The organism is Streptomyces sp. Y7 (assembly GCF_043195415.1).
In the GTDB taxonomy this organism is placed as follows: domain Bacteria; phylum Actinomycetota; class Actinomycetes; order Streptomycetales; family Streptomycetaceae; genus Streptomyces.
In genome coordinates this window covers 1-21,015 of record NZ_JBIDDQ010000046.1, presented here as the reverse complement: position 1 = coordinate 21,015, position 21,015 = coordinate 1, and the positions used below count along the sequence as shown (strand labels likewise).

Here is a 21,015-nt window from a genome sequence, read left to right as displayed (position 1 = left end):
CCGTCCAGAATGGCCACAGCCGCTGCTGTTCACCATGGTGAAATCTCTCAGCCGGGTGAGTAGATTTGGTGCAAATACACAACGCCAGGAGACAATGATGTCGATGGCACCAGCGAGCGATCCGCAAGGTGGCACGGCCACCCTCGGCTCCCTGTTGGCAGCGGTGGGCACCACGGTGCTCACCCTGATGGAGGCCCCGGCCGGGTTGGACATCCCGGTGAGTGAACCGGAGATCCTCGACCCTGCCCAGCCCGACGCGGACGGCCCGCGCACCCTCCTGCTCGGCATCGGGCTGCGTCCCGGCTCCTCCGAGGCGCGCCGCGCCGTTCGCCTGGCCGGCGCGGCCGGTTGCGCGGGTCTGGTCGTCAAGGTGCACGGCGAGGACACCGACGAACTGCGCCGCCTGGCCCGCGACCGCGGGATCGCCCTACTGGCCGCCGACGACCGGGTCAGCTGGCGCCATCTGGACGCGCTGCTCTCCGCCGTCATCGGCACGCAGGGCAACTCGGGTACGTCGTCGGCGGACGAGGTCGAGCTCGGCGACCTCTTCGCGCTGGCCAACGCCGCCGCGCTCCAGGTCGGCGGCGCCATCGCGATCATGGACACACAGCAGAGCGTGCTGGCCTACTCCACGGTGCCCGGCCAGGTCATCGACGAAGTCCGGCAGGCGGGCATCCTCGGCCGTCACGTGCCGGAGAAGTTCCGCCGCCCGCACGCCGACCCGCGGGTCTGGCACAGCGACGGCCCCATCCACATCGTCAACCCCGGTGCCCTGCCGCGGCTGGCCATGGCCATCAAGGCCGGCCCCAACGTGCTCGGCTCCGTCTGGGCGATCGACGAAACCGGATCGCTGGACGCCCGCGCGGCCGACGCTCTGGCGACGGCGACCCGGCTGGCCGCACTTCACCTGCTCAAGTACCGCAACTCCACCGATGTCCCCCGTCGAATCCGGGAAAAGGCCCTGCGCAATCTGCTGCGCGGCCACGGGCCCACCCAGGATGACGTGTTCGGCCGCGCCCAGACCTTCGTCGTCGTCGGCTTCGACATCGCCGACAGCGAGCAGGGTGACGCGGTCGGCAGCGTCGTGCAGATCGCCGAACTGATCACGAACTACGCCCGGTTGTCCCATTCCAAGGCCACCACGGTCCAGCTGGACGACGTGATCTACACGCTGCTGCCCACCGGGCCGGACGAAGCCCGCGACCTGGCCGGCGCCGTCGTGGACCGCATCCATTCCCTCCTCGGTGTCCCGATCCGGGCAGGCGTCGGCAGTCACGTCGGGTGCCTGGCCGATGTCCCCGACTCGCGCCAGGACGCCGACACCGTGCTCCAGGTGCTCGCCCACCGTTCAGCGAGCCACGGCTTCGCCGACGTACATGAGGTACGCGCCGAGTCCTTCTTCCTCCGGCTGCGCTCCCGCCTCAGCGACAACGACTTCATCCCGCTGCCCGGCCTGCGCCAGATGCTCGACCACGACGCACGCAACGGCACTGACTACACCACCACCGTCCAGACGTATCTGGAGTGTGTGGGCGACACCGCCCGGACCGTCGAGCGCCTGTTCATCCACCCGAACACGTTGCGCTACCGCATCCGGCGCGTGAATGAACTCTTTCACCTCGATCTCACCGATCCCGATCTGGCCCTGGTGCTGTGGTTGCAATTGCGGCTGCGCGAGCAACCCGGGCATCGGGTCGGACCGTGACCCGCGGTCAGTGCTGGAGCCGCAGCCTGAGCCAGAGCAGCAGGGCCTCGTCGGGGTCCTGCAGGTCGATGCCGAAGAGCTCACCCACTCGCTTGATGCGATAGCGCAGGGTGTTCGGGTGCACGTACATCTCGGCCGCCGCTCGGGCACTGTCGCCCAGGCACCGCAAGTAGGCGTAGACGGTGCCCGTGTACTCAGTGCCGTTGAGCGCGTCGTGCTGCCGCATCGCCTCCAGTCCGAGGAGCCGCACCTCGTCGAAGGCGTCGAGATCCGCGCGCAGCCGCAGGAAGAACGACTCCGCGCGTACCTCCTGGAAGTCCGCTACGGCATGGTCCTGTCCGCGGTGGGCCAGCACGCCGAGTGCGGCGTCGGCCTCTTGGCGTGAGCGTTGCACCGCGGACAGGGTCGGTGCGTGGCCGCCGATCCCGGCACGCAGCCGCACCCCCAGCATGACCCGGATGCGCTCCAGGACGCTTCGCGCCAGTTCTCCCCCCACCGAGCCGGACGTGGCCGGGTCGGCGGGCAGCAGCGTGTAGACCACTCCGTCGAGTTGGACGGTGCTCGCCCTGAAGTGCTGGACCTGTGCGTAGCTGGTGATCAGTTCGATGATGTGGGCCATCTCGGGTTCGCTGACATCGCTGTCCATCTCCGCGTGCTCGAAGGCGGCGACGACGAATCCAGGGCCGTGGGAGCCGAGTGGACCGGTGTGGGGCAGGTCCTCCCCCAGGAGCGCGCCGCGCAGCGCTTGTTCACGAGCCCTGCGGGCCATGTCCCGGGAGTTGCGGTGCCGCAGCAGACGCAGCGCCGCGAGGTCCGCGGCGTCCTGCAGCGTCCGCTCCTCCTCCGGTCCCAGGCTGCGGTCGGCGTCGATGACCCAGAGGGAGCCCAGCACGACGCGGCCGGCCAGGATGCCGACAGCCACGCGGGGCAGGGCTCCGTGCCCGGTGAACCGCACGGGTTGGGGCCGCTGCCGCAAGCGGGGGTCGGCGTGCATGGCCCGGAAGGCCTGGGGTACTTCCCGGCCGAGAATCCCCTGGCGCCGGGCCTCGTCGGTGGGCTGACCGGAGATCGTGGAGTACGCGATGATCCGGTAACGATCGTCCATGATCGCCACCGCACCGTGGAGCTGTGCGGCGGTCGCGTTGGCGAGGTCGAACAGGTCGTCCCATTCCCCGTCGTCGCCCGCGGTGCCCTGTCCGGAGCGGGTGGAGAGAACCGCGGAGAGCAAGCTGTCGAGATGGCGCCAGTTCACTTCGTCGTCCGCCGCCAGCAGCGCGATGCCCTGCTCGCGTGCGAGTGAGCGCAACACGGCCGGGTCCTCGCCGTGGAGTTTGACGACCAGGGCGGTGTATTCGGCCTTGGCGGCCGCGCTGAGGGTTGCTTCGGCTTCCCGGGAGGTGGGGTTGGTGCCGATCGCGAACAGCATGGTGTGCGGGACTGCGCCGATCGGGTGCGGCGGGTCGAGGATCTCCAGCTCGTCCACCGGGACGTCCAGGCCGAAGGGCACCTCCAGCGGTCTGAGCAGGGTGTCGCCGACCGCGCTCAGCAGGGAGGCGAGGGTGGCCGAGGCCGTTCCCTCGCCGACCGGTCGTTCCCCGGCACCTGTGCCTGCTCGGGCCATGTTCCCCTCCTGGCTGGGGCCTATCGCCTTTGTGCTATTCCCTCACTCAAGCCCCCGCTCTTGAGTGAACTCAACATAGCAGCAGTCAAGCCCCGGAGACAGACTCGAAAGGACGCAGGCCCAGGCCCGTGAGTCCGACTCGGCGCTCGGCCGCTGCGCGAGCCCGCGACCGCTGACGGCCGGCCGAGGGTTCGCACGTACACACCCAGGAGAGACGAATGAAGAAGCTGGCTCGGCTGCGCGCCGCGCTGCCCACCGGTCGTGCTGCCGGGGGAGTGGACGACACCCCCGTCGGCACCCCGCCGTGGCTGCGCGACGGGCTGGCCGCCGTGGTCGGCCCGGAGCAGGTGCTCGCCCGTGCCACCGATCTCGCCCGTTACGCCTCCGACGCGAGCCCGTACCGCTATGTGCCCCGCGTGGTCGTGGTGGCGCGCGACGCGTCGGATGTCGCGGCCGTCCTGGGCTTCGCGTCCCGCCACGACCTGCCGGTGACCTTCCGTGCCGCGGGGACCAGCCTCAACGGGCAGTCCCAGGGGTCGGGCATCCTGGTGGATGTGCGCCGGCACTTCGCCGGAGCCGTGGTCGAGGAGGACGGCCGGGTGCTGCGCTCCCGCCCGGGGACCGTGATCGCGCGGGCCAACGCGCAACTCGCCCGGCACGGCCGGATGCTCGGCCCGGACCCCGCCAGCAGCGCCTCCGCCACCCTCGGCGGTGTGGTCGCCAACAACGCCAGCGGGATGTCGTGCGGAGTGGTGCGCAACGCCTACCACACGGTGCGCTCCCTGCGCGTCGTCCTCGCCTCGGGCACCGTCGTGGACACCGCCGCCCCCGACGCCGACGAACGCCTCGCGAGGGCCGAACCCGCCCTCGTCCGTGAGCTCCTGGCCATCAAGAAGGAACTTGAGGCCGACCAGCAGCTGTGCGACCGCATCAGGGCCAAGTTCTCCATCAAGAACACCAACGGTTATCGCCTGGACGCCTTCCTCGACGCCGACACCCCCGCCGCGATCCTGCGCGGGCTCATGGTCGGCTCCCAGGGCACCCTCGGCTTCCTCGACGAGATCGTGTTCGACACCGTGCCCTTCGGCCGCCACCACTCCACCGCGCTGCTGCGCCTGCCAGGGCTGAACGAGGCGGCTGCCCTCGTCCCGCCCCTGGTCGAGGCCGGTGCCCATGCCGTGGAGCTCCTGGACGCCCCGTCCCTGCGCTCCACCTCCACCGTCTTGGGAGCCCCCGGCTGGCTCGGCGAACTCACCGAGGACGCGGAGGACGCCGCCCTGCTGGTGGAGTTCCGGGCCGCCGATCTCGACGACCTCAAAGCCCAGCAGGAGCGCGCCGAGGCGGTGCTGGCCGCCTCACCCGTCCCCGTGGTGGGGGAGTTCACCCAGGACTCGGCCACCGCCGGCGGGTACTGGAGGGTCCGCAAGGGCCTGCTCACCGCCGTCGGCAGCACCCGCCCGCCGGGCACGGTGCTGCTGGTGGAGGACGTCTGCGTCCCCCCGCACCGCGTCGCCGACGCCGCCCGCGATCTGTTTCTGCTTCTGAAGTCCCACGGCTTCGCGTCGCCCATCGCCGGGCACGCCTCCGCCGGAAACCTGCACTTCCCGCTCATGCTCGACCCCTCCTCGCCCGAGGACGTGAGCCGCTACCGCACCTGCATGCAGGATCTCGCCGACCTGGTGCTGAACACCTACCAGGGCGCGCTCAAGGGCGAGCACGGTACCGGACGCAACATGGCGCCGTTCGTGCTCCAGGAGTGGGGAGACGTCGCCGTCGGACTCATGTGGCGGCTCAAGGCCGCCCTCGACCCGCACGGCATCCTCAACCCAGGCGTGATCCTGGACGACGACCCGGACGCCAACGTCCGCAACCTCAAGGCACTGCCCCCGATCGACGCGGCCCTCGACCCGTGCATCGAGTGCGGCTTCTGCGAACCGGCCTGTCCCAGCCACGACCTGACCACCACGCCCCGCCAACGCATCGTGCTCCAGCGGGAGATGGCCCGCCACCGGGCCGACTCCCCGCTCGTGCTCTCCCTCACCGAGGACTACGCCTACGACGCCGTGGACACCTGCGCCGGCGATTCCAGCTGTGCCGTGAGCTGTCCCGTCAACATCGACACCGGCGCCGCGATGAAGAAGCTGCGGCACGCCCAGCACAGCCCCTTTGCCGAGCGAGCCGCCACCTGGGCCGCACGGCACTTCGCAGGTCTGGAGGGGGCTGCCCGGCTCGCCGTCGGCGTCGCCCGCCGCACCGCTGACGTCGCCGGTGACGCCCCGCTGCGTGCCGTCACCTCCGTGGCACGCGGCGTGCTGGGCGCCGAGCAGATCCCTGCCTGGCTGCCCGAGCTGCCGGAAGCCGCCCCGAAACGGCTGCCCGCCACCCGACGGGAGCAGGCGCACGCCGTCTACGTACCCGCCTGTGTAAACCGCATCTTCGGCGTGCCCTCCGGCGAGAGCGGTCCGACAGTGGTCCAGGCCCTCGTCACCCTCGCGGAGCGGGCCGCAAGGCCGCTGTGGATCCCCGACGATGTGGCAGGCACCTGCTGCGGCACCATCTGGCACAGCAAGGGCTACGAGAAGGGGCACGACGCCATGGCGGCCGTGCTCGTGGACCGGCTGTGGCGATGGAGCGACGAAGGACGGCTGCCGGTCGTCATGGACGCCTCCTCCTGCTCGCTCGGTGCCCTGCACGACGTGGTGCCCCACCTGAGCCCGGCCCACCGGTACCGCCACAGCCGGCTGACCATCCATGACGCCGTCGACTGGGCCCAGCGGGAACTGCTGCCGCACCTCACGGTGACGGACCGGGTCTCCACCGCCGTGGTGCACACCACCTGCTCGATGCACCAGACCGACCACGGTTCGGCCCTGAAGGCCGTGGCACAGGCCGTCGCCGACACCGTCGTCCAGCCGATCGACGAATCCTGCTGCGGATTCGCCGGCGACCGAGGTTTCCTGCACCGGGAACTGACGGAGAGCGCCACCGCGCCCGAGGCGGAAGAGGTCAGGCAACTCGATGCACAGGCCCATCTCAGTGCGAACCGCACCTGCGAGATCGGCCTCCACCACGCCACCGGCGCGGCGTACACCTCGGTCATCCAGCAGCTGGAGCGCGCCACCCGGCCGTGACGTGGTAACGCCGCCTCTGTCGAGCGGCACCTCTTCCCTAGGGGTTGGACATGGAAGCGCACAGCAGCGCGGCACTGGCGGTGCCCGCCGAGGCCTGCAGAGTCGCCTCGGTCAGAGCCTGGGCCTCCACCAGGATGGACACCTGGGCGATAGGTGTCGATGTGAAGGACGCCGCGCTGCTGGTCATCGCGGAGCTGGCCGCCAACGCCGTACGGCACGGCCGCTCGGAACTGTCGGTCCTGTTGTCACTGGACAGGGCGGTGCTGCGGATCGAGGTCGCCGACTCCGGCGCGCCCAGGAGCCCCGCCGTACCGCAGTTCGAACTCGACGAGGACGAACACGGGTGGGGCCTGGGCATAGTGGAGACGCTGTCCGACGAGGTCAGGACGGATCGCGGCGAGGCCGGTTGGCGCATCCGGGCCTGGCTTCGGCTCGACGACTGCCCCACTGCCCGGCGGTCACGCACACGAGCGCACCCGCAGCTGCGCCTTTGAGCAGTCCGGCGCGGATGCCCGAGCGCAGGCGCAATCACCGGTCGGAAAGGCTTCCTTCGATACGAAGAGCCAGCGCCGGGCACCGTCGCACCGCGGCTTTCGCCCGGGCGGCAAGATACGGGGGAATGGTAGCCGTGGACACGACCGGGTAGCCGTCGGGACCCAGCTGGATCAGCTGCGGCACCACGTCCGCGCACAGCCCGTGGCCGTCACACAGCGTCCAGTCCAACGCGAATCTGTCGGCCGCCCCCGTCACCTGCGCCCCGTCCGGCAAGGGCAATGCCCCCGCCGCCCGCCGCCCGCATCCGCTGCCCCGGGCATGCGCCGCGAGGTCGTCGGTGAAGGTCGACAGCGCCGAGACGACGAACTGCGCCGACCCGTCAGGGTGGGAGCAGGCACCCGGGCCCCGGGCCGCGGTCAGGTGTCCGCGCAGCCGGTCCATCGCCGCGGTGCCTCCGCCGTGGAGGACGTGGTCCAGGGCCGTCGCGATCGCCGACCGTCTGCGGAAACACAGCCGGCACTGTGCGGCCGCCTCCGCCGCCAGCCAGTGCGCCGCCCGTGCCGTCTCTCCCAGCGGGCAGGTCTCCTCGGGCAGCCGGACCACCTCGCCCGCACCGAATGTGGCCCCTGCCGCTTCGATACCGCGGCGCGACATCAGCGCGGTGTTCGCCGCCCGGCGAGGGAGAAAGGCTCCCTGGTAGCCGCCGATCAGCACGGCCTGGCCGACGTCGGTTCTGCACCGTTCCAGCAGGACGCGCAGCGGGACTCCCACAGGCGCCTCCACCACGGTCTGCGCGAGCCGTCTGCTGCCGGCGGTGTACGCGGTCACCGTGGCCAGGAACGTTCCCGGTTGCCCCGGTTCCCCGACAGCGGCGAAGCGTGCCGCGCCCGTCCGTGCCGCGACCGCGAGTTGCGCCCATGTCTCGGCGTTCGAGAGCAGTGTCGGCAGTCCGGCGAGGCCCGCGTACGAAGGGCGCCCGTTGCGGCCGGTCGGGGCCGGTGGCACGCCTGCGAGGTCGCGGTCGAGGGCGTCGCTCTCTCCCGTGACGAATCGCTCGGGCAGCCGCACGACGCGCACCGGGGATCTCCGGGAGCGCTGACGTGGCTGCCGTTCGGCGACCGCGGCTCTGACCGCCGCCTCCGCCGCCGGATGGGAGACTCCGATCACCACCTGCTGGGCGTTGAGGGCGGCCGCCGTCAGCAGAGCGCCGTCGAGCACCAGATGAGGCGCACGGCGCAGCAGCATCTCGTCCTTGCGGCTCGGTGGCTCGCCCCGTGTCGCGTTGACGACGACGGCAGCGGGCAGTCCGTGCCGCCGGGTGGCGTCGATGACGGAGCGCAGTGTGCGGTGAAAGGGGAGGCCTGTGCCGCCCTGCTTGCGCAGGGCGATCTGCTCGGTGAGCGCGTGCAGTTCACGGAGCCGGAGTTCGCCGGGGGCGGGGAGCGGGCCGTGCGCCGACAGGTGGGCGCTGTGGTCCAGGCGCTGCTGGGAGCGTCGCGGGTGCAGACCTGCCGTCAGACGTGCGGCGCCTGGGCTGAGGGACAGGACGGCCACAGCGGGCTCGGGAGCGGCACTGCGTGCGCGGCGCTGTGCGAACAGCGGGATCACCAGCGTCGGCCTGTGAACGACGTGGGCATCTCGGCGCTGTCCTGGGCCGACGTGGATTGCCAGGTGTCGTGGGGCTGGTCGACGGGCGTGCCTTGCCGTGACTGGAGATCCTGAGCGGGGACGGGGCGCGGCATGTGTACGGGGGTGACGGGATCCGGGAGTTGCGGCTGCCGAACGGGATGCGGCATGTGTGCGGGGGCGACGGGTCGGGGCTGTTGCAGCGGTGCGCCCGTCCACGTGTGAGGGAGATCCGGGGCAGGGCGCGGCGCAGGTATCCGACCCCGTGCCCCTGGCTGCGGATGCGGTGATCGGAGCGGTGGCGAGAAGGGGAGCACGACGGCTTCTTGCGAGGCCCCTTGCTCCGCTGCCGGTTGCGGCCGGGACGGGGGCACGGCTGGTTCGAGCCGTGCCGACGTGGGGACCGTCCTACGCCTACGGCCCGCCCGCCTGTCGCCACCGGTCCGGCCCGCGCGCCGGTGCCCGCGCCCGGGCCCGAGCAGCGGTGTCGTCGCCGGCCGGAGCCCGGCCGACGCGGGCCGGACCGCGCGCCAGACCAACACGGCCACGACGGCCAGCAGACAGGCCCCGTAGCCGACCGTCACCCACGGCGTCGACACGGGTCGTCCGGCTTTCAGACCATGCACCAGGGACGAGGCCCAACCCAGATAGGCGGCGCCGTGCAGCCACCGCCACCGCCTGGGGTGCTGCCGCTCGACGAATGCGCTGCGCGTCGCGCCCGTCACCGCCGCCGCCAGCATCAGATACAGGGCCAGCGCGCCCAGCCCGACCAGGAACCGCCCGCGCGGTTCGGCGAACGGCACCACGGCCGCGGGGGACGCCTGACCACAGACGATCTTCGCGGCGACGTGCAGGGCGAGCGAGCCGAGGCCGAGGACGCCCATGGCCCGGTGCACCGCCTGCGCCCACAGCCGGTGACGAGGCGTCAGAACGCGCCGTTCGATGGAGATCTGCCCCCACACCACCGCCCCGGTGAAGGACATCAGCGCGATCACACCGCACCAGAAGTCGGCAAAGCCGAGCAGCGCGTCCACGGCCGTCGCGGGGATGAGAGCAAGGGCGATGACGACGGACACCACCGACGCCACCACTGCCACCGGACGCGAGAACCGCGCATGCTCGGCGGTGTTGAAGGGCAAGAGGGGCCTCCGTGCCACTCAGATCGAAGACGTACGCGGTGCGAGGGGAGTCGGCCCGGCGGGGCGATACGGGTGGGGAGGCGCTGCCCCGCCGGGCCGACGATCAGCCGAGACCGTCGGCGCCGACCTGCACGGCCGACTCGTCGAGCAGGCCGTCGGTCACCGGCAGGAGGGCGCCGTCCAGATCGAGGACGGGGGTGGCCTCCTTGTACCAGGACTCGATGACGGCGTTGCCCCAGAAGTCGCGGCGGCGATCGTCGTGGACGTTCCACCGGTAGGTCTCGTGGTCGGGGTCACCGGTGTAGTAGTCGGAGGTGTAGATCTCCACCCGGTGACCGTCGGGGTCCCTCAGATACAGATAGAAGGCGTTGGAGACGCCGTGCCGACCCGGGCCGCGCTCGATGTGGTGCTCCTTGCGCAGCGAGCCGAACAGGTCGGCAGCTCGCAGGACTTGGTGGGACTCGTGGGTGGCTACCCCCAGGTGGTGCAGGCGCGGCCCGGCGCCGCCGGTGAAGGCGACGTCGTGGACGGTCTGCTTGCGGTACATCCACGCCGCGTACAGCTCGTGTTCGTCGCCCTCGATGGTCTCGGAGCAGCCGAAGCCCAGGGACTGGTAATGCGCGTAGGCGGCCGGGATGTCGGGGGTGCAGATGTTGAAGTGGTCCAGGCGGGCGACCTCGGCACCGTGGCGCAGGTCGTAGCGCTGGATCAGACGTTCGGCGCGCTCGATGTCGTAGAAGAACTCCACGGGGAAGCCGAGTGGGTCGATGACGCGGACGGCGTCGCCGACCCCCGGGGTGCCCCGGCCCTGCGGTACCCGCTTGACCGGGCGGCCGAGTTCGGTGAAGAACTTCTCCGCCTTGTCCACGTCTTCCGGGGTGCGGACCCGGTAGGCGATGTGGTCCAGGGCGGCCTGCTCACCACTCCTCAACACCAGGGAGTGGTGGGTGAGTTCGTCGGTGCCGCGCAGACAGAGGGTGCCGGCGTCCTCGTACTGGACGTGGAAGCCGAGCATGTCGACCCAGAACCAGCGGGAGGCGGCCAGGTCGGTGACCGCGAGCTGGGCGTACGCGGAGCGGATGACGTCCGGGGCGTCGGGGTGCGGGGCGGTCACGAGGTGGCTCCGAAGCGGGGCGTGTGGACGTCGCCGAGCGCGACGTGGACGATCTTGGACTCGGTGTAGAAGTCGATGGAGTGGGCGCCGCCCTCGCGGCCGACGCCGGAGGCCTTGACCCCGCCGAAGGGGGTGCGCAGGTCGCGGACGTTGTGGGAGTTGATCCAGAGCATGCCGGACTCGACGGTGTGGGCAATGCGGTGGCCGCGCTTGAGGTTGGAGGTCCAGATGTAGGCGGCCAGGCCGAACTGGGTGGCGTTGGCCAGCTCGATCGCCTCGGCCTCGGTGTCGAAGGGGGCGACGGCGACGACGGGTCCGAAGATCTCTTCCTGGAAGATACGGGCGTCGCGCTCGACGTCCGCGAACACGGTCGGCTGGAGGTAGTTGCCCTCGGACAGGTGGTCGGGGCGGGTGCCGCCGGCGACCAGGCGGGCCTCCTTCTTGCCGATCTCGACGTAGTTCAGGACGCGCTCGTAGTGCTCGGTGTGCACCAGCGCGCCGACCTCGGTGGCCGGGTCGGCGGGCTCACCGACCCGCACGTTCGCCGCCCGCTCGGCCAGGCGGCGGGTGAACTCCTCGTACACCGGACGCTCGACCAGGACCCGCGAACCGGCCGTGCAGCGCTCGCCGTTGAGGGAGAACACACCGAACAGGACGGAGTCCAGGGCGGCTTCGAGATCGGCGTCGGCGAACACGATGGCCGGGGACTTGCCGCCCAGCTCCATCGAGGTCGTCTTCAGATGCTCGGCCGAGGAGCGGATGATGTGCCGGCCGGTGTCGGTGGAGCCCGTGAACGAGATCAGCGGCACGTCCGGGTGGTCGACCAGCGCCTGGCCGGCCTCCTCGCCGATGCCGTGCACGATGTTCACCACGCCCGCCGGGAGACCGGCCTCGGCGAAGATCTCCGGCCACAGCGAGGCGGACAGCGGGGTCCACTCGGCCGGCTTCAGGATGAGCGTGCAGCCGGACGCGAGCGCGGGGGCCAGCTTCCAGCTCTCCAGCATGAAGGGGGTGTTCCACGGCGTGATCAGCCCGGCGACCCCGACCGGGGTGCGCACGACATAGCTGAACTGGTCCTCGCCCTGCCGGAACGCCTCCTCGCCGAGGGCGACGATCACGTCCCCGAAGTAGCGGAAGTTCTCCGCCGCACGGCGTGCCTGCCCCTTCGCCTGGGTGATGGGAAGACCCGTGTCGTACGTCTCGAAGGCGGCCAGCCGCTCGTGGCTCGCCTCGACCGCGTCCGCGATCCGGTAGAGCACGTTCGCGCGCTCCCGGTTGGATATCCCGGACCAGGCGGGGAAGGCGGCCCGCGCCGCCGTCACGGCACGGTCGACGTCGGCCGCCGAGCCGCGCGCGGCCTGCGCGTACACGGTGTTGGAGACCGGGTCGGAGACGTCGAAGGTGCGTCCGTCGGCGCTGTCGACCAGTTCGCCGCCGATCCAGTGCCGGATGTCCGAGGGCAGGTTCTCGATGGTCATGGTCAGGCTCCGATCGGTGCGGTGAGGTCGCCGCCCTCGGCGAGCAGCGCGCGGATCTTCGTCAGACCGGCCTCGGTGGGCGACGTCAGCGGCGGGCGGACGTGCGCGGAGGAGATACGGCCCTGCTGGGCGAGCACCCATTTCGCCGGCGCCGGGTTGGTCTCGACGAACAGCAGATCCACCAGCGGGTGCAGGCGGTAGTGCAGGTCACGGGCCGCGTCGAACTCGCCCGCCTCCCACAGCTCGTACATCCGCGCCACCGCGTTCGGCGCCAGGTTGGCGACGGCGGAGACGAAGCCGGCGCCGCCCAGAGCCATCAGCGGCAGGCACAGCAGCTCGATCCCGGACCACACGAGCAGCGACCGTCCGCAGAGGTGCAGGACACGGGAGAAGTGCTCGAAGTCCTTGGTCGTCTCCTTGACCCCGACGAAGTTGTCGAAGTCCGTGAACAGCCGCCTGACCGTCTCCGGCGCGATGTCCACGGCCGTGCGGGAGGGCACGTTGTAGGCGACGATCGGCATGTCCGGGAACTCCCGGGCCACGGTCGCGTACCACTCGTACAGGGCCTCCTGCGTGGGCCGCGCGTAATAGGGAGTGATGACGAGCGCCGCGTCCGCACCCAACTCCTGTGCGGCGGCGGTCATTTCGAAGGTCTCGTCGAGCTTGTGCGAGCCGGTGCCCGGCATGAACGGCACCCGGTCCCCGATCACCTCCACGGCGGTCCGCATCCCCGCGATCCGCTCGGCGACGCTCTGCGCGCTCGGCTCACCGGTGGACCCGCCCAGCGAGATGCCGTGTGTGCCGTTCTCCAACTGGAAGCGGATCAGCCCGGCCAGGCTGTCGTGGTCGACCGCGCCCTCGGCGGTGAAGGGCGTCACGACCGGGGCGATCGAACCCCGGATCGAGGACGGGTCGCTGCGGAACTTCACTGTGTTTCTCCCTTGCACCAGTTCTCGTATACGTCCCGCCAGGCAGCGCCCAGCGGATAGAGGCCGTCGATGCTCTCGCCCGCGGCGACCTGCTCGGCGATGAAGCGCTCCTGCCGCTCCTGCTCCCGGCAGTCCGCGACCAACTCGGCGGCCAGGTCCGGGGGGACGACGACCACGCCGTCCGCGTCGCCGACGATCAGGTCGCCGGGCTGGACGAGGGCGCCGCCGCAGGCGATCGGCACGCCGGTGTCCCAGGGAACGTGCCGACGGCCCAGGACGGACGGATGGTTGCCGGCCGCGAAGACCGGCAGGTCCAGGTCGGCGACGGTGGCGCTGTCGCGGACGGCCCCGTCGGTGACGACTCCGGCAGCGCCCCGCTTGGCCGCTCGCAGGGCGAGGATGTCGCCGATGGTCCCGGCGCTCGGGTCTCGCCGGGCGTCCATGACGAGGACGTGTCCCGGGCGCAGCTCCTCGATCGCCCGCTTCTGGGCGTTCATGCCGGTGCCGTACCGCTTGAACAGGTCCTCGCGCAGGGGCAGATACCGCAGGGTGTGCGCGACGCCGACCATGTTCGCGGCGCCCGGCCGCAGCGGCTGTACGCCGTCGATGGACATGTGGGGCAGGCCGCGGCCGCGCATCTGCGAACTCAGGGTCGCGACCGCCACCGACTTCAGGCCCGCTTCGAGCTCGGGGTCCAGCAGCGGTCCGACGGTGCCGTAGGCGGCGTCCCGTTCGGCCGGGTCGGTCTTGGGCATCGCCCCGTACGGCTCAAGGGAAGGCCCTGCGGCGATCGTGTTGCGCAGCCGTCCGGTCGACAGTCCGCCGCCCTTGACCTCGACCTCGACCACGTCGCCGGGTGAGACCACCGAGGCGCCCGCCGGGGTGCCAGTCAGGATCACGTCCCCCGGTTCCAGGGTCACGAGGCGGGACAGGTCGGCGATCAGCCGGCCGAAGGGGAACAGCAGCGTGTCGGTTGTGTCGTTCTGGACCAGTTCGCCGTTGACCCAGGTCCGCAGCCGCAGGGCGGCGGGGTTGAGCAGGCGGGTGTCCAGCAGCCGCGGGCCGATCGGTGTGAAGCCGTCGGCGCCTTTGGAGCGGACGTTGGAGCCGCGGTCGGCGTAACGCAGGTCGTACACGCCGGCGTCGTTGGCGGCCGTCACCCAGCGCACGTGGGACCAGCCGTCCTCCGGCGCCACATGCCGTGCGCGGGCGCCGATGACGAGCGCGATCTCGCCCTCGAAGCCGAGCAGTTCACAGCCGTCGGGCCGGACGATCGGCTCGTCGGTGCCGGACAGCGACGACGGCGGCTTGAGGAAGTAGGAGGGGTGGGCCGGAGCCCGTCCGCGCTCCCTGGCCCGGCTGGGGTAGTTCAGATGGACAGCGATGATCTTCGATGGGGAGATCCCCAAGGGGTGTGTCACGGGGCTCCTTCAGGTGCCGGGCGTCTGGGCGTGGCCGCGGACGCGGACGCGCTCGCGCAGGGCGAGCAGTCCGTGCACCGCGTCGAGAGAGGGGGAGGGGACGCCGGTGCGGCGCGCGAGTTCGCGTACGGCACCGACGAGGGCGTCGAGTTCGAGGGGTCGGCCGCGGTCGGCGTCCTGCAGCATGGAGGTGCGGAAAGCCCCGAGCCTGCGGGCGAAGTCGAGACGTTCGTCGGCCGTCATGGCGCTCTTGATGCCCAGGGCGGCGCCGACGGCGGCGGTCTCCTCGAACATGGCGGCGCAGACCTGCCGTACGTCCGGGGTGTCGAGGATGTCCAGGACGGTGGCGCCGGTGAGCGCGCTGACCGGGTTGAGGTTGACGTTGCCCAGCAGCTTCTCCCAGATGTCGCGACGGATGTCCGTACTGGGCTCCGGGCGGATCGGGCCCGCGGCGAGAGCCGTGGCGCACCTCGTGACACGCTCGGAGATCCCGCCCGCCGGGTCACCGATGATCAGCCGGTCACCGCTGACGTGTGTCACCTCGCCCGGGCCGTCCACGCTGCTGCTGAAGTGGGCGACGCCGGTCATCACGCGCTCGGCGGGCAGCAGGTCCAGCAGCTCTCCGTCGGGGTCGACCGAGTGCAGGACGGGGTCCTCCCCGGTGACCTCTGCCGTGGACGGCAGCCACCAGGGGACGCCGTTGGCCACGACGAGGACGTCTGTGCCGCGCTCAATCCACGGACGGATGGAACGGGCCGCCGACAGCAGATGCTGGCTCTTGACGCAGAGGACGGCCAGATCCGGGACGGGAAGCCGTCCGGCGTCGTTCGCCGTGGAGAACCAGTACCGTTGCGCGGTTCCCTCCCGCTGCCCGCGCAGTGCGAGCCCCTGCGCGGCGATGGCGTCCAGGTGCGGGCCCGGCCTGCCGAGGAGGGAGACCGCGGCGTCCGACGCGGCGAACGCCGTGGCAAGGGTGGCGCCGACGGCGCCCGGCCCGACGATGGTGATCCGATGTCCCATGGCAGTGAGCATGCGCTGCGGCGCAGATCACGGCAATGTCGGCACCTACACGCGTGGGTACCTCCTGATGTAGATTCCGACATCCGTGTTTATTTCCCGGACGGGAGGACAACGCATGACCGCCATGCTCCTCGGGCAACTGGTCGAGGCTCTGCAGGACGACGTCGTCAGCGTGCTGTCGCAGGGCGCCGAGCCCGAAGCACGGGTCGCCGGCGTCGAGTTGCTGGACTCGCACGAGGTGGTGCGGGCGACCGCGTCCGGACACCTGCTGCTCGGGGTCGGCGTGGATGTCGCGGACCTCGACGCGCTGGACGCCGCCCTCCGCACCGCGGCGGACACCTCGTGCGCGCTCGCCGTCAAGTGTGACGTTCCCGTCGACGAGGAGCTGCTGGCCCGGATCCGCCCCACTGGCGTGCCCGTGCTGGCCATCAATCCGCAAATGCCGTGGACGCGGGTCCAGCGCCTGGTCACCACCGTCCTGGCCGCGCGCGAGGCGGACTCCGACCGCAGCGGCTCGCCGACGGGAGGCGATCTGTTCTCCCTGGCCAACGCGGTCGCCGGGATCGTCGGCGGAGCCGTGGCGATCATGGACACCCAGCAGGTCATCGTGGCCTACTCGAACCTCCCCGACCAGCCCATCGACGAGACGCGGCGGCGCGGCATCCTGGGCAGGCGGGTGCCCGAGGACGCGATCCCCGACCACCTGGACCGGAAGGTGTGGACGAGCGACTCGGTCGCACGTCACCAGCGGCCCGGAAACCTGCCGCGCATGGCCGTGGTCATCCGGGCGGGCGAGGACGTGCTGGGGTCCTTGTGGGTCGCCTTCCCCGACGACGTTCCGGTCCCCGAGTGCGGGCCCACCCTCCAGGAGGCGGCCCGGGTCGCGGCGCTTCACATGCTGGCGCTGCGCCGCCAGGTGGACGCCGAGCAGGAGAGCCGTGACCGCGCCCTGCGTTCTGCGCTGGAGGGCCGGTCCGCCCAGACCGACCTGCCCGACGGCGTCTGTCTCCCCGGTGTACTGGTCGGGATGAGCGAGGCCGTACGGGAGGAAGGCGCCGAGGCGTCCGACGCCGGGGCCGCCGCCCGGCGCCGCGCCGCTCTGCTGCGGCTGGTGGACCTCGCCGTCCTCGACAGCCGCTCCCTCGGCTACGAACCGGCGGCCGCGCTGCTCGGTGACCGTGTCTACGTCCTGCTGCCCACCGCCGGTTCCGGGCCCGTGTCCACCGGCGTCCTCCTCGACCACCTCCTCGACCGGGCCCGGCACAGCCTGCACCGCCCTTTCGTCGCGGTCAGCTCGCCGACCGTGGGGGCACTCTCGTCCTTGCTCAGAGCCCGCCGTGACATCGACGCCGCACTCGACCACCTGCGGGAACAGCGGGCGGACCCGGGCGGGTACCGCACCGAGGACCTGCGGCCGGAGCTGGTGCTGCGGCGGCTCGTCGGCGCTGTACGCGGCGACGCCGAGCTGCGCACCGGCATCGTGGAACGGCTGCGGGCGCACGACGCCGAGCACGCCACCGAGTACGCGGCCACCCTGCTCGCGTATCTGCGGTACTTCGGGGACGTCGTCGCGGCCAGCGGCGAGCTGCACATCCACCAGAACACGCTGCGGTTGCGGCTCCGACGAGCCGAGCAGTTGTTCGGAGTTTCCCTCGCAGACCCCACGCGGCGCCTCCTGCTGACCCTGGAGCTGGCCGCCCTGGCGCAACCCTGATGTCGGATCGAACAGTGCGTGATGATTTTTCATGGCGGTCTCGACATTGGCTGTCGGGTACTCGCACGCCCATGCTCCTGGACACCGAGGCACGCCTCTTCGCAGCGGCGACGCCCGTGATGCAATCAAGGAGCACAGCAGTGACCGTTCTGGATTCCCGGACGCGTACGACGAAGCCCGTGGGCATGAGTGACGCGGAGTGGCAGGCGCGGCTCGAACTGGCCGCGTGCTACCGGATCTTCGACCACCTGGGCTGGGTCGAAATGGTCTTCAACCACATCACCGTGCGGGTGCCCGGCGAGGACGGGCACCTGCTGATCAACCCGTTCGGCCTGATGTACGACGAGGTCACCGCATCGAACCTGGTGAAGATCGACCTCGACGGCAACATCCTGTCCGACTCGGACTGGCCCATCAACGAGGCGGGTCTGCTGATCCACTCGGTGATCCACGCCAATCGGCCCGACGCGCACGCCATCATGCACACCCACACCACCGCCGGCACCGGTGTCGCCTGCCTGCGCAGCGGGCTGGACCCGGACAACTTCTACGCCGCCCAGCTGCACGACATGGTCTCGTACCACGACTTCGAGGGCGTCACCGTCGACCCGGAGGAGAAGCCGCGCCTCGTGGCCAACCTCGGCGAGCGGAACCTGATGATCCTGCGCAACCATGGTCTCCTTGCGCTCGGCCCCGCGCTGCCCGCCGCGTTCTCCGCGCTGTGGACGCTGCAGAGGGCCTGCGAGATCCAACTCGCCGCCCAGTCGTCCGGCCAGCCGCTGATGCCGGTGACGCTGGAGGCGGCCGAGCGCTCGACCAGAGAGTCCTTCCAGATGGGCGACCGTACCCAGGCGGGCCGGACCCTGTTCACCGCGCTGCGCCGTCGCATCGACCGCATCGCCCCCGATTACGCCGTCTGACCCCACGGCCCCGACCCGGGTGCCCGGACGGCCACCCCCACCTTGATTTCCACTCCCCAACCGCTCATCCTTCCGCTCCGGGCCAACGATGACCCGACAACGAATCGGACTTGCCATGTCCCAACACTCAACGGCAACCGGCCGCCAGCACCGCACGGTCGCGCTCGCCGCCATGGCGGGCACCACCATCGAGTGGTACGACTTCTTCATCTACGCCCTGAGCACCGGCCTGGTCTTCAACCAGCTGTTCTTCCAGGGATTCGGCGAAGACTCGATGATCATCTCCTTCGCCACCATCGGCATCAGCTTCTTCTTCCGGCCGGTCGGCGCGGCTCTCGCCGGCCACCTCGGTGACCGGCTCGGCCGCCGCGCCATGCTGATCGCCACCCTGGTGCTGATGGGCGCCGCCACCACCCTCATCGGCCTGGTGCCCACCCGGGACTCCATCGGCATGGCCGCGCCGATCATCCTCGTCTTCCTGCGCATCCTGCAGGGCCTGTCCGCCGGCGGCGAGTGGGGCGGCGCAGCCCTCATCGCGGTGGAGCACGCCCCCACCGGCAAGCGCGGCCGGTTCGGCGCCTTCCCCCAGCTCGGCGCCCCCCTGGGCCTGCTCCTGGCCAATGGCGTCCTCGCCCTGATCACCGCCCTCACCACGGACGAGCAGTTCCTGGCCTGGGGCTGGCGCATCCCCTTCCTGCTCAGCGTCGGCCTCGTCGCCGCGGGTTTCATCATCCGTCGCAAGGTCGAGGAGAGCCCGGTCTACGCCGAGCTGAAGAAGACCGGCAACGACGCGAAGACCCCGCTCGCCGCCCTGTTCAAGAGCCACTGGCCGCTCGTCATCGGCGGTGCGCTGCTCTTCGCCGCCAACAACGCGGTCGGCTACATGACCACCGGCGGCTACGTCCAGGCCTACTCCGTCAACCACCTCAAGATCGACAAGACGACCATCCTGATCTGTGTCATGGTCGGCGCCGTGGTCTGGCTGGCCAGCACCATGCTGGGCGGCATCCTGTCCGACAAGATCGGCCGCATCCGGGTCTACCAGATCGGCTTCGTCATCCAGCTGGCCTGGATGTTCCCCTTCTTCGCGCTGCTCAACACGGCCAACACCGGCCTGATCGTGCTCGCGCTGATGCTGTATTGCGTGGGTCTGGGACTGACCTACGGTCCGCAGGCCGCCCTGTTCTCGGAGATGTACCCCACCGCCGTCCGCTACAGCGGCGCCGCGGTGTCGTACGCCATCGGAGCCGTCCTCGGCGGCGCCTTCGCCCCCATGATCGCCGAAGCCCTCGAGACCAGCACCGGCACCGTCTACTCCGTCGCCGTCTACCTCACGGCAGTCACCGTCGTGGGCCTCGCCACCTCCTTCTTCGTGAAGGACCGCAAGGACACCCCGCTCGGCGACACCGAGACAGACCGGCAGGACCAGCAGGCCACCGTCAACGCCTGAGGCACGCTGACTCACCGGCTCCTCACAGCTAGTTGACCTATCATCCGTCCCTCCGGCCGACAGGCCGGGGGGACGGTTTTCGGCAACCGAAAACACTTGCCCGTCCCCTGTCCCCGATTGCAAGGAGCCTCCATGAACGACCTGCCGACCGGCACTGACCAGGGCCCCCGCCACAGGTCCCTCACGCGCCGCCGCTTCTGGCAGTTCGGCACCGCCGCGGCGGTCACCGTCGGCGCGGCGTCGCTGATGCGCGGGCAGTTCGCCGGTGCCGCGGACACTGCGGCCGCCTCCACCGCACAGGACTACTTCGACCGGGCTGCCGAACGGAGCGGTGACAACCCGATCCTCACGGACCTCGTCGCCGCGCTCAGCTCCGGCTTCACCGTTCCGCACCCCACCGCGCCCGAGCCGCTGAAGATATTCGACGATGTCGCGGTGGTGAGCATCGGCTGGGTCTCCGCCACGGCGATCCTCACCTCGGACGGCATCATCCTCATCGACGCCCTGACGTCGCCCACCGACGCCCAGCGGACCCTCGTCCCTGGGCTGCAGGCCCTCGGCCTGGACCCGGCGACGATCAAGTACGTCGTCGTCACCCACGGCCACGGCGACCACTTCGGCGGCGCCCAGTACCTCGCCGACACCTACGGCGCCCGCGTCATGATGGCCCCGGCCGACTGGGACGCCCTCGCCGCCGGCAAGCAGGCCAACGCGCCCACCCGCGACCTGGACATCACCGACGGCCAGGAACTGACCCTCGGCGACACCACGGTGACGCTCCACCACACACCGGGCCACACGCCCGGCAGCGTCTCCCCGATCTTCCCCGTCCACTGGCAGGGCGCCGCCCACACCGCCATGCTGTGGGGCGGGACCGGACTGCCCACCGCCACCGAGGACAAGCGGACCTACCTGGCCTCCGCCCAGAACTTCAGCTCCCGGATGAAGCGCACCGCGGTGGACGTCGAGCTGAGCAACCACCCGTTCTGCGACCACGGTCTGGAGCGCATGGAGGAACTGCGCGGCGCGCCGGACAGCGCCGACAACCCGTTCGTCGTCGGCACCTCCGACACCCAGCTCTTCATGAAGGTCATGAAGGACATGGTCAACGGCCGCATCCTGCTGGACCAGGAGTCCGCCGGCTCCGCCACCACGGCGACGGCGATGGCCGCCACCGCCCCGCACACGGCGCGCTGCGACTGCTGACGGGCACTCAACACACAGGCGTGGGGGGGGGGGGGGGGGGGGGGCC

General features: G+C 70.9%; 15 protein-coding genes. 7 read left to right on the top strand and 8 right to left on the bottom strand.

Translation table 11 applies throughout. The features are described 5' to 3' along the window. Window positions 1-103: 103 nt before the first annotated feature. Entirely contained in the window at window positions 104-1,705 is a 1,602-nt protein-coding gene (locus ACGFW6_RS44365; protein WP_393523291.1) for a helix-turn-helix domain-containing protein, read from the top strand. Window positions 1,706-1,712: 7 nt separating this feature from the next. Here the strand turns inward: ACGFW6_RS44365 and ACGFW6_RS44360 are convergent, their stop codons facing one another. Then, window positions 1,713-3,326: a PucR family transcriptional regulator gene (locus tag ACGFW6_RS44360; RefSeq protein WP_393523289.1), complete on the bottom strand. Its 1,614-nt coding sequence runs from the start codon at window positions 3,324-3,326 to the stop codon at window positions 1,713-1,715. A 218-nt stretch (window positions 3,327-3,544) separates the two neighbouring features. Between ACGFW6_RS44360 and ACGFW6_RS44355 the strand changes: the two genes are divergently transcribed. Both ACGFW6_RS44355 and ACGFW6_RS44350 read left to right on the top strand, forming a co-directional pair. Then, window positions 3,545-6,457 (top strand): FAD-binding and (Fe-S)-binding domain-containing protein, encoded by a 2,913-nt coding sequence (locus ACGFW6_RS44355; RefSeq protein WP_393523286.1) that lies wholly within the window; start codon window positions 3,545-3,547, stop codon window positions 6,455-6,457. Window positions 6,458-6,507: 50 nt separating this feature from the next. Further along, window positions 6,508-6,951 (top strand): ATP-binding protein, encoded by a 444-nt coding sequence (locus ACGFW6_RS44350; RefSeq protein WP_393523283.1) that lies wholly within the window; start codon window positions 6,508-6,510, stop codon window positions 6,949-6,951. 34 nt (window positions 6,952-6,985) lie between these two features. On the opposite strand, the gene ACGFW6_RS44345 is transcribed toward ACGFW6_RS44350, so the two are convergent. From ACGFW6_RS44345 to ACGFW6_RS44315, 7 genes are all read right to left on the bottom strand, one after another. Further along, window positions 6,986-8,560, bottom strand: a complete 1,575-nt coding sequence (locus ACGFW6_RS44345; RefSeq protein WP_393523280.1) for a ferredoxin — start codon at window positions 8,558-8,560, stop codon at window positions 6,986-6,988. Further along, on the bottom strand, window positions 8,557-9,717 hold the full coding sequence (locus ACGFW6_RS44340) for a hypothetical protein (protein ID WP_393523277.1): 1,161 nt from the start codon (window positions 9,715-9,717) through the stop codon (window positions 8,557-8,559). The genes ACGFW6_RS44345 and ACGFW6_RS44340 overlap by 4 nt, the downstream gene beginning before the upstream one ends. A 103-nt stretch (window positions 9,718-9,820) precedes the next feature. Then, window positions 9,821-10,831 carry a 3,4-dihydroxyphenylacetate 2,3-dioxygenase gene (hpaD, locus tag ACGFW6_RS44335; RefSeq protein ID WP_393523275.1) on the bottom strand — a complete coding sequence of 337 codons (1,011 nt, stop codon included), beginning with the start codon at window positions 10,829-10,831 and terminating at the stop codon, window positions 9,821-9,823. Next, entirely contained in the window at window positions 10,828-12,309 is a 1,482-nt protein-coding gene (hpaE, locus tag ACGFW6_RS44330; protein WP_393523272.1) for a 5-carboxymethyl-2-hydroxymuconate semialdehyde dehydrogenase, read from the bottom strand. The genes hpaD and hpaE overlap by 4 nt, the downstream gene beginning before the upstream one ends. Before the next feature lie 2 nt (window positions 12,310-12,311). Then, window positions 12,312-13,238: a 4-hydroxy-tetrahydrodipicolinate synthase gene (dapA, locus tag ACGFW6_RS44325; RefSeq protein WP_393523269.1), complete on the bottom strand. Its 927-nt coding sequence runs from the start codon at window positions 13,236-13,238 to the stop codon at window positions 12,312-12,314. Then, on the bottom strand, window positions 13,235-14,659 hold the full coding sequence (locus ACGFW6_RS44320; protein WP_393523266.1) for a fumarylacetoacetate hydrolase family protein: 1,425 nt from the start codon (window positions 14,657-14,659) through the stop codon (window positions 13,235-13,237). Before ACGFW6_RS44320 ends, dapA begins: the two co-directional genes overlap by 4 nt. 9 nt (window positions 14,660-14,668) lie before the next feature. Then, window positions 14,669-15,679 carry a ketopantoate reductase family protein gene (locus ACGFW6_RS44315; protein ID WP_393523264.1) on the bottom strand — a complete coding sequence of 337 codons (1,011 nt, stop codon included), beginning with the start codon at window positions 15,677-15,679 and terminating at the stop codon, window positions 14,669-14,671. A gap of 115 nt (window positions 15,680-15,794) precedes the next feature. Between ACGFW6_RS44315 and ACGFW6_RS44310 the strand changes: the two genes are divergently transcribed. The 4 genes from ACGFW6_RS44310 to ACGFW6_RS44295 all read left to right on the top strand — a co-directional run bounded on the left by ACGFW6_RS44310 (window position 15,795) and on the right by ACGFW6_RS44295 (window position 20,969). Next, window positions 15,795-17,393 (top strand): PucR family transcriptional regulator, encoded by a 1,599-nt coding sequence (locus tag ACGFW6_RS44310; RefSeq protein WP_393523262.1) that lies wholly within the window; start codon window positions 15,795-15,797, stop codon window positions 17,391-17,393. Window positions 17,394-17,533: 140 nt separating this feature from the next. Continuing rightward, on the top strand, window positions 17,534-18,313 hold the full coding sequence (locus tag ACGFW6_RS44305; RefSeq protein ID WP_393523259.1) for a class II aldolase/adducin family protein: 780 nt from the start codon (window positions 17,534-17,536) through the stop codon (window positions 18,311-18,313). A gap of 115 nt (window positions 18,314-18,428) precedes the next feature. Then, window positions 18,429-19,763, top strand: a complete 1,335-nt coding sequence (locus tag ACGFW6_RS44300) for an MFS transporter (protein ID WP_393523256.1) — start codon at window positions 18,429-18,431, stop codon at window positions 19,761-19,763. A gap of 132 nt (window positions 19,764-19,895) precedes the next feature. Continuing rightward, window positions 19,896-20,969, top strand: coding sequence for an MBL fold metallo-hydrolase (locus ACGFW6_RS44295; protein ID WP_393523253.1), 1,074 nt, complete (start codon window positions 19,896-19,898; stop codon window positions 20,967-20,969). The last annotated feature ends 46 nt before the right edge of the window (window positions 20,970-21,015 follow it).

Excerpts from the sequence above, each read along its gene's own strand:
- ACGFW6_RS44365 (WP_393523291.1), top strand. The coding sequence starts at position 104 with ATGGCACCAGCGAGCGATCCGCAAGGTGGCACGGCCACCCTCGGCTCC.
- ACGFW6_RS44360 (WP_393523289.1), bottom strand. The coding sequence starts at position 3,326 with ATGGCCCGAGCAGGCACAGGTGCCGGGGAACGACCGGTCGGCGAGGGA.
- ACGFW6_RS44355 (WP_393523286.1), top strand. The coding sequence starts at position 3,545 with ATGAAGAAGCTGGCTCGGCTGCGCGCCGCGCTGCCCACCGGTCGTGCT.
- ACGFW6_RS44350 (WP_393523283.1), top strand. The coding sequence starts at position 6,508 with ATGGAAGCGCACAGCAGCGCGGCACTGGCGGTGCCCGCCGAGGCCTGC.
- hpaE (WP_393523272.1), bottom strand. The coding sequence starts at position 12,309 with ATGACCATCGAGAACCTGCCCTCGGACATCCGGCACTGGATCGGCGGC.
- ACGFW6_RS44315 (WP_393523264.1), bottom strand. The coding sequence starts at position 15,679 with ATGGGACATCGGATCACCATCGTCGGGCCGGGCGCCGTCGGCGCCACC.
- ACGFW6_RS44310 (WP_393523262.1), top strand. The coding sequence starts at position 15,795 with ATGACCGCCATGCTCCTCGGGCAACTGGTCGAGGCTCTGCAGGACGAC.
- ACGFW6_RS44300 (WP_393523256.1), top strand. The coding sequence starts at position 18,429 with ATGTCCCAACACTCAACGGCAACCGGCCGCCAGCACCGCACGGTCGCG.
- ACGFW6_RS44295 (WP_393523253.1), top strand. The coding sequence starts at position 19,896 with ATGAACGACCTGCCGACCGGCACTGACCAGGGCCCCCGCCACAGGTCC.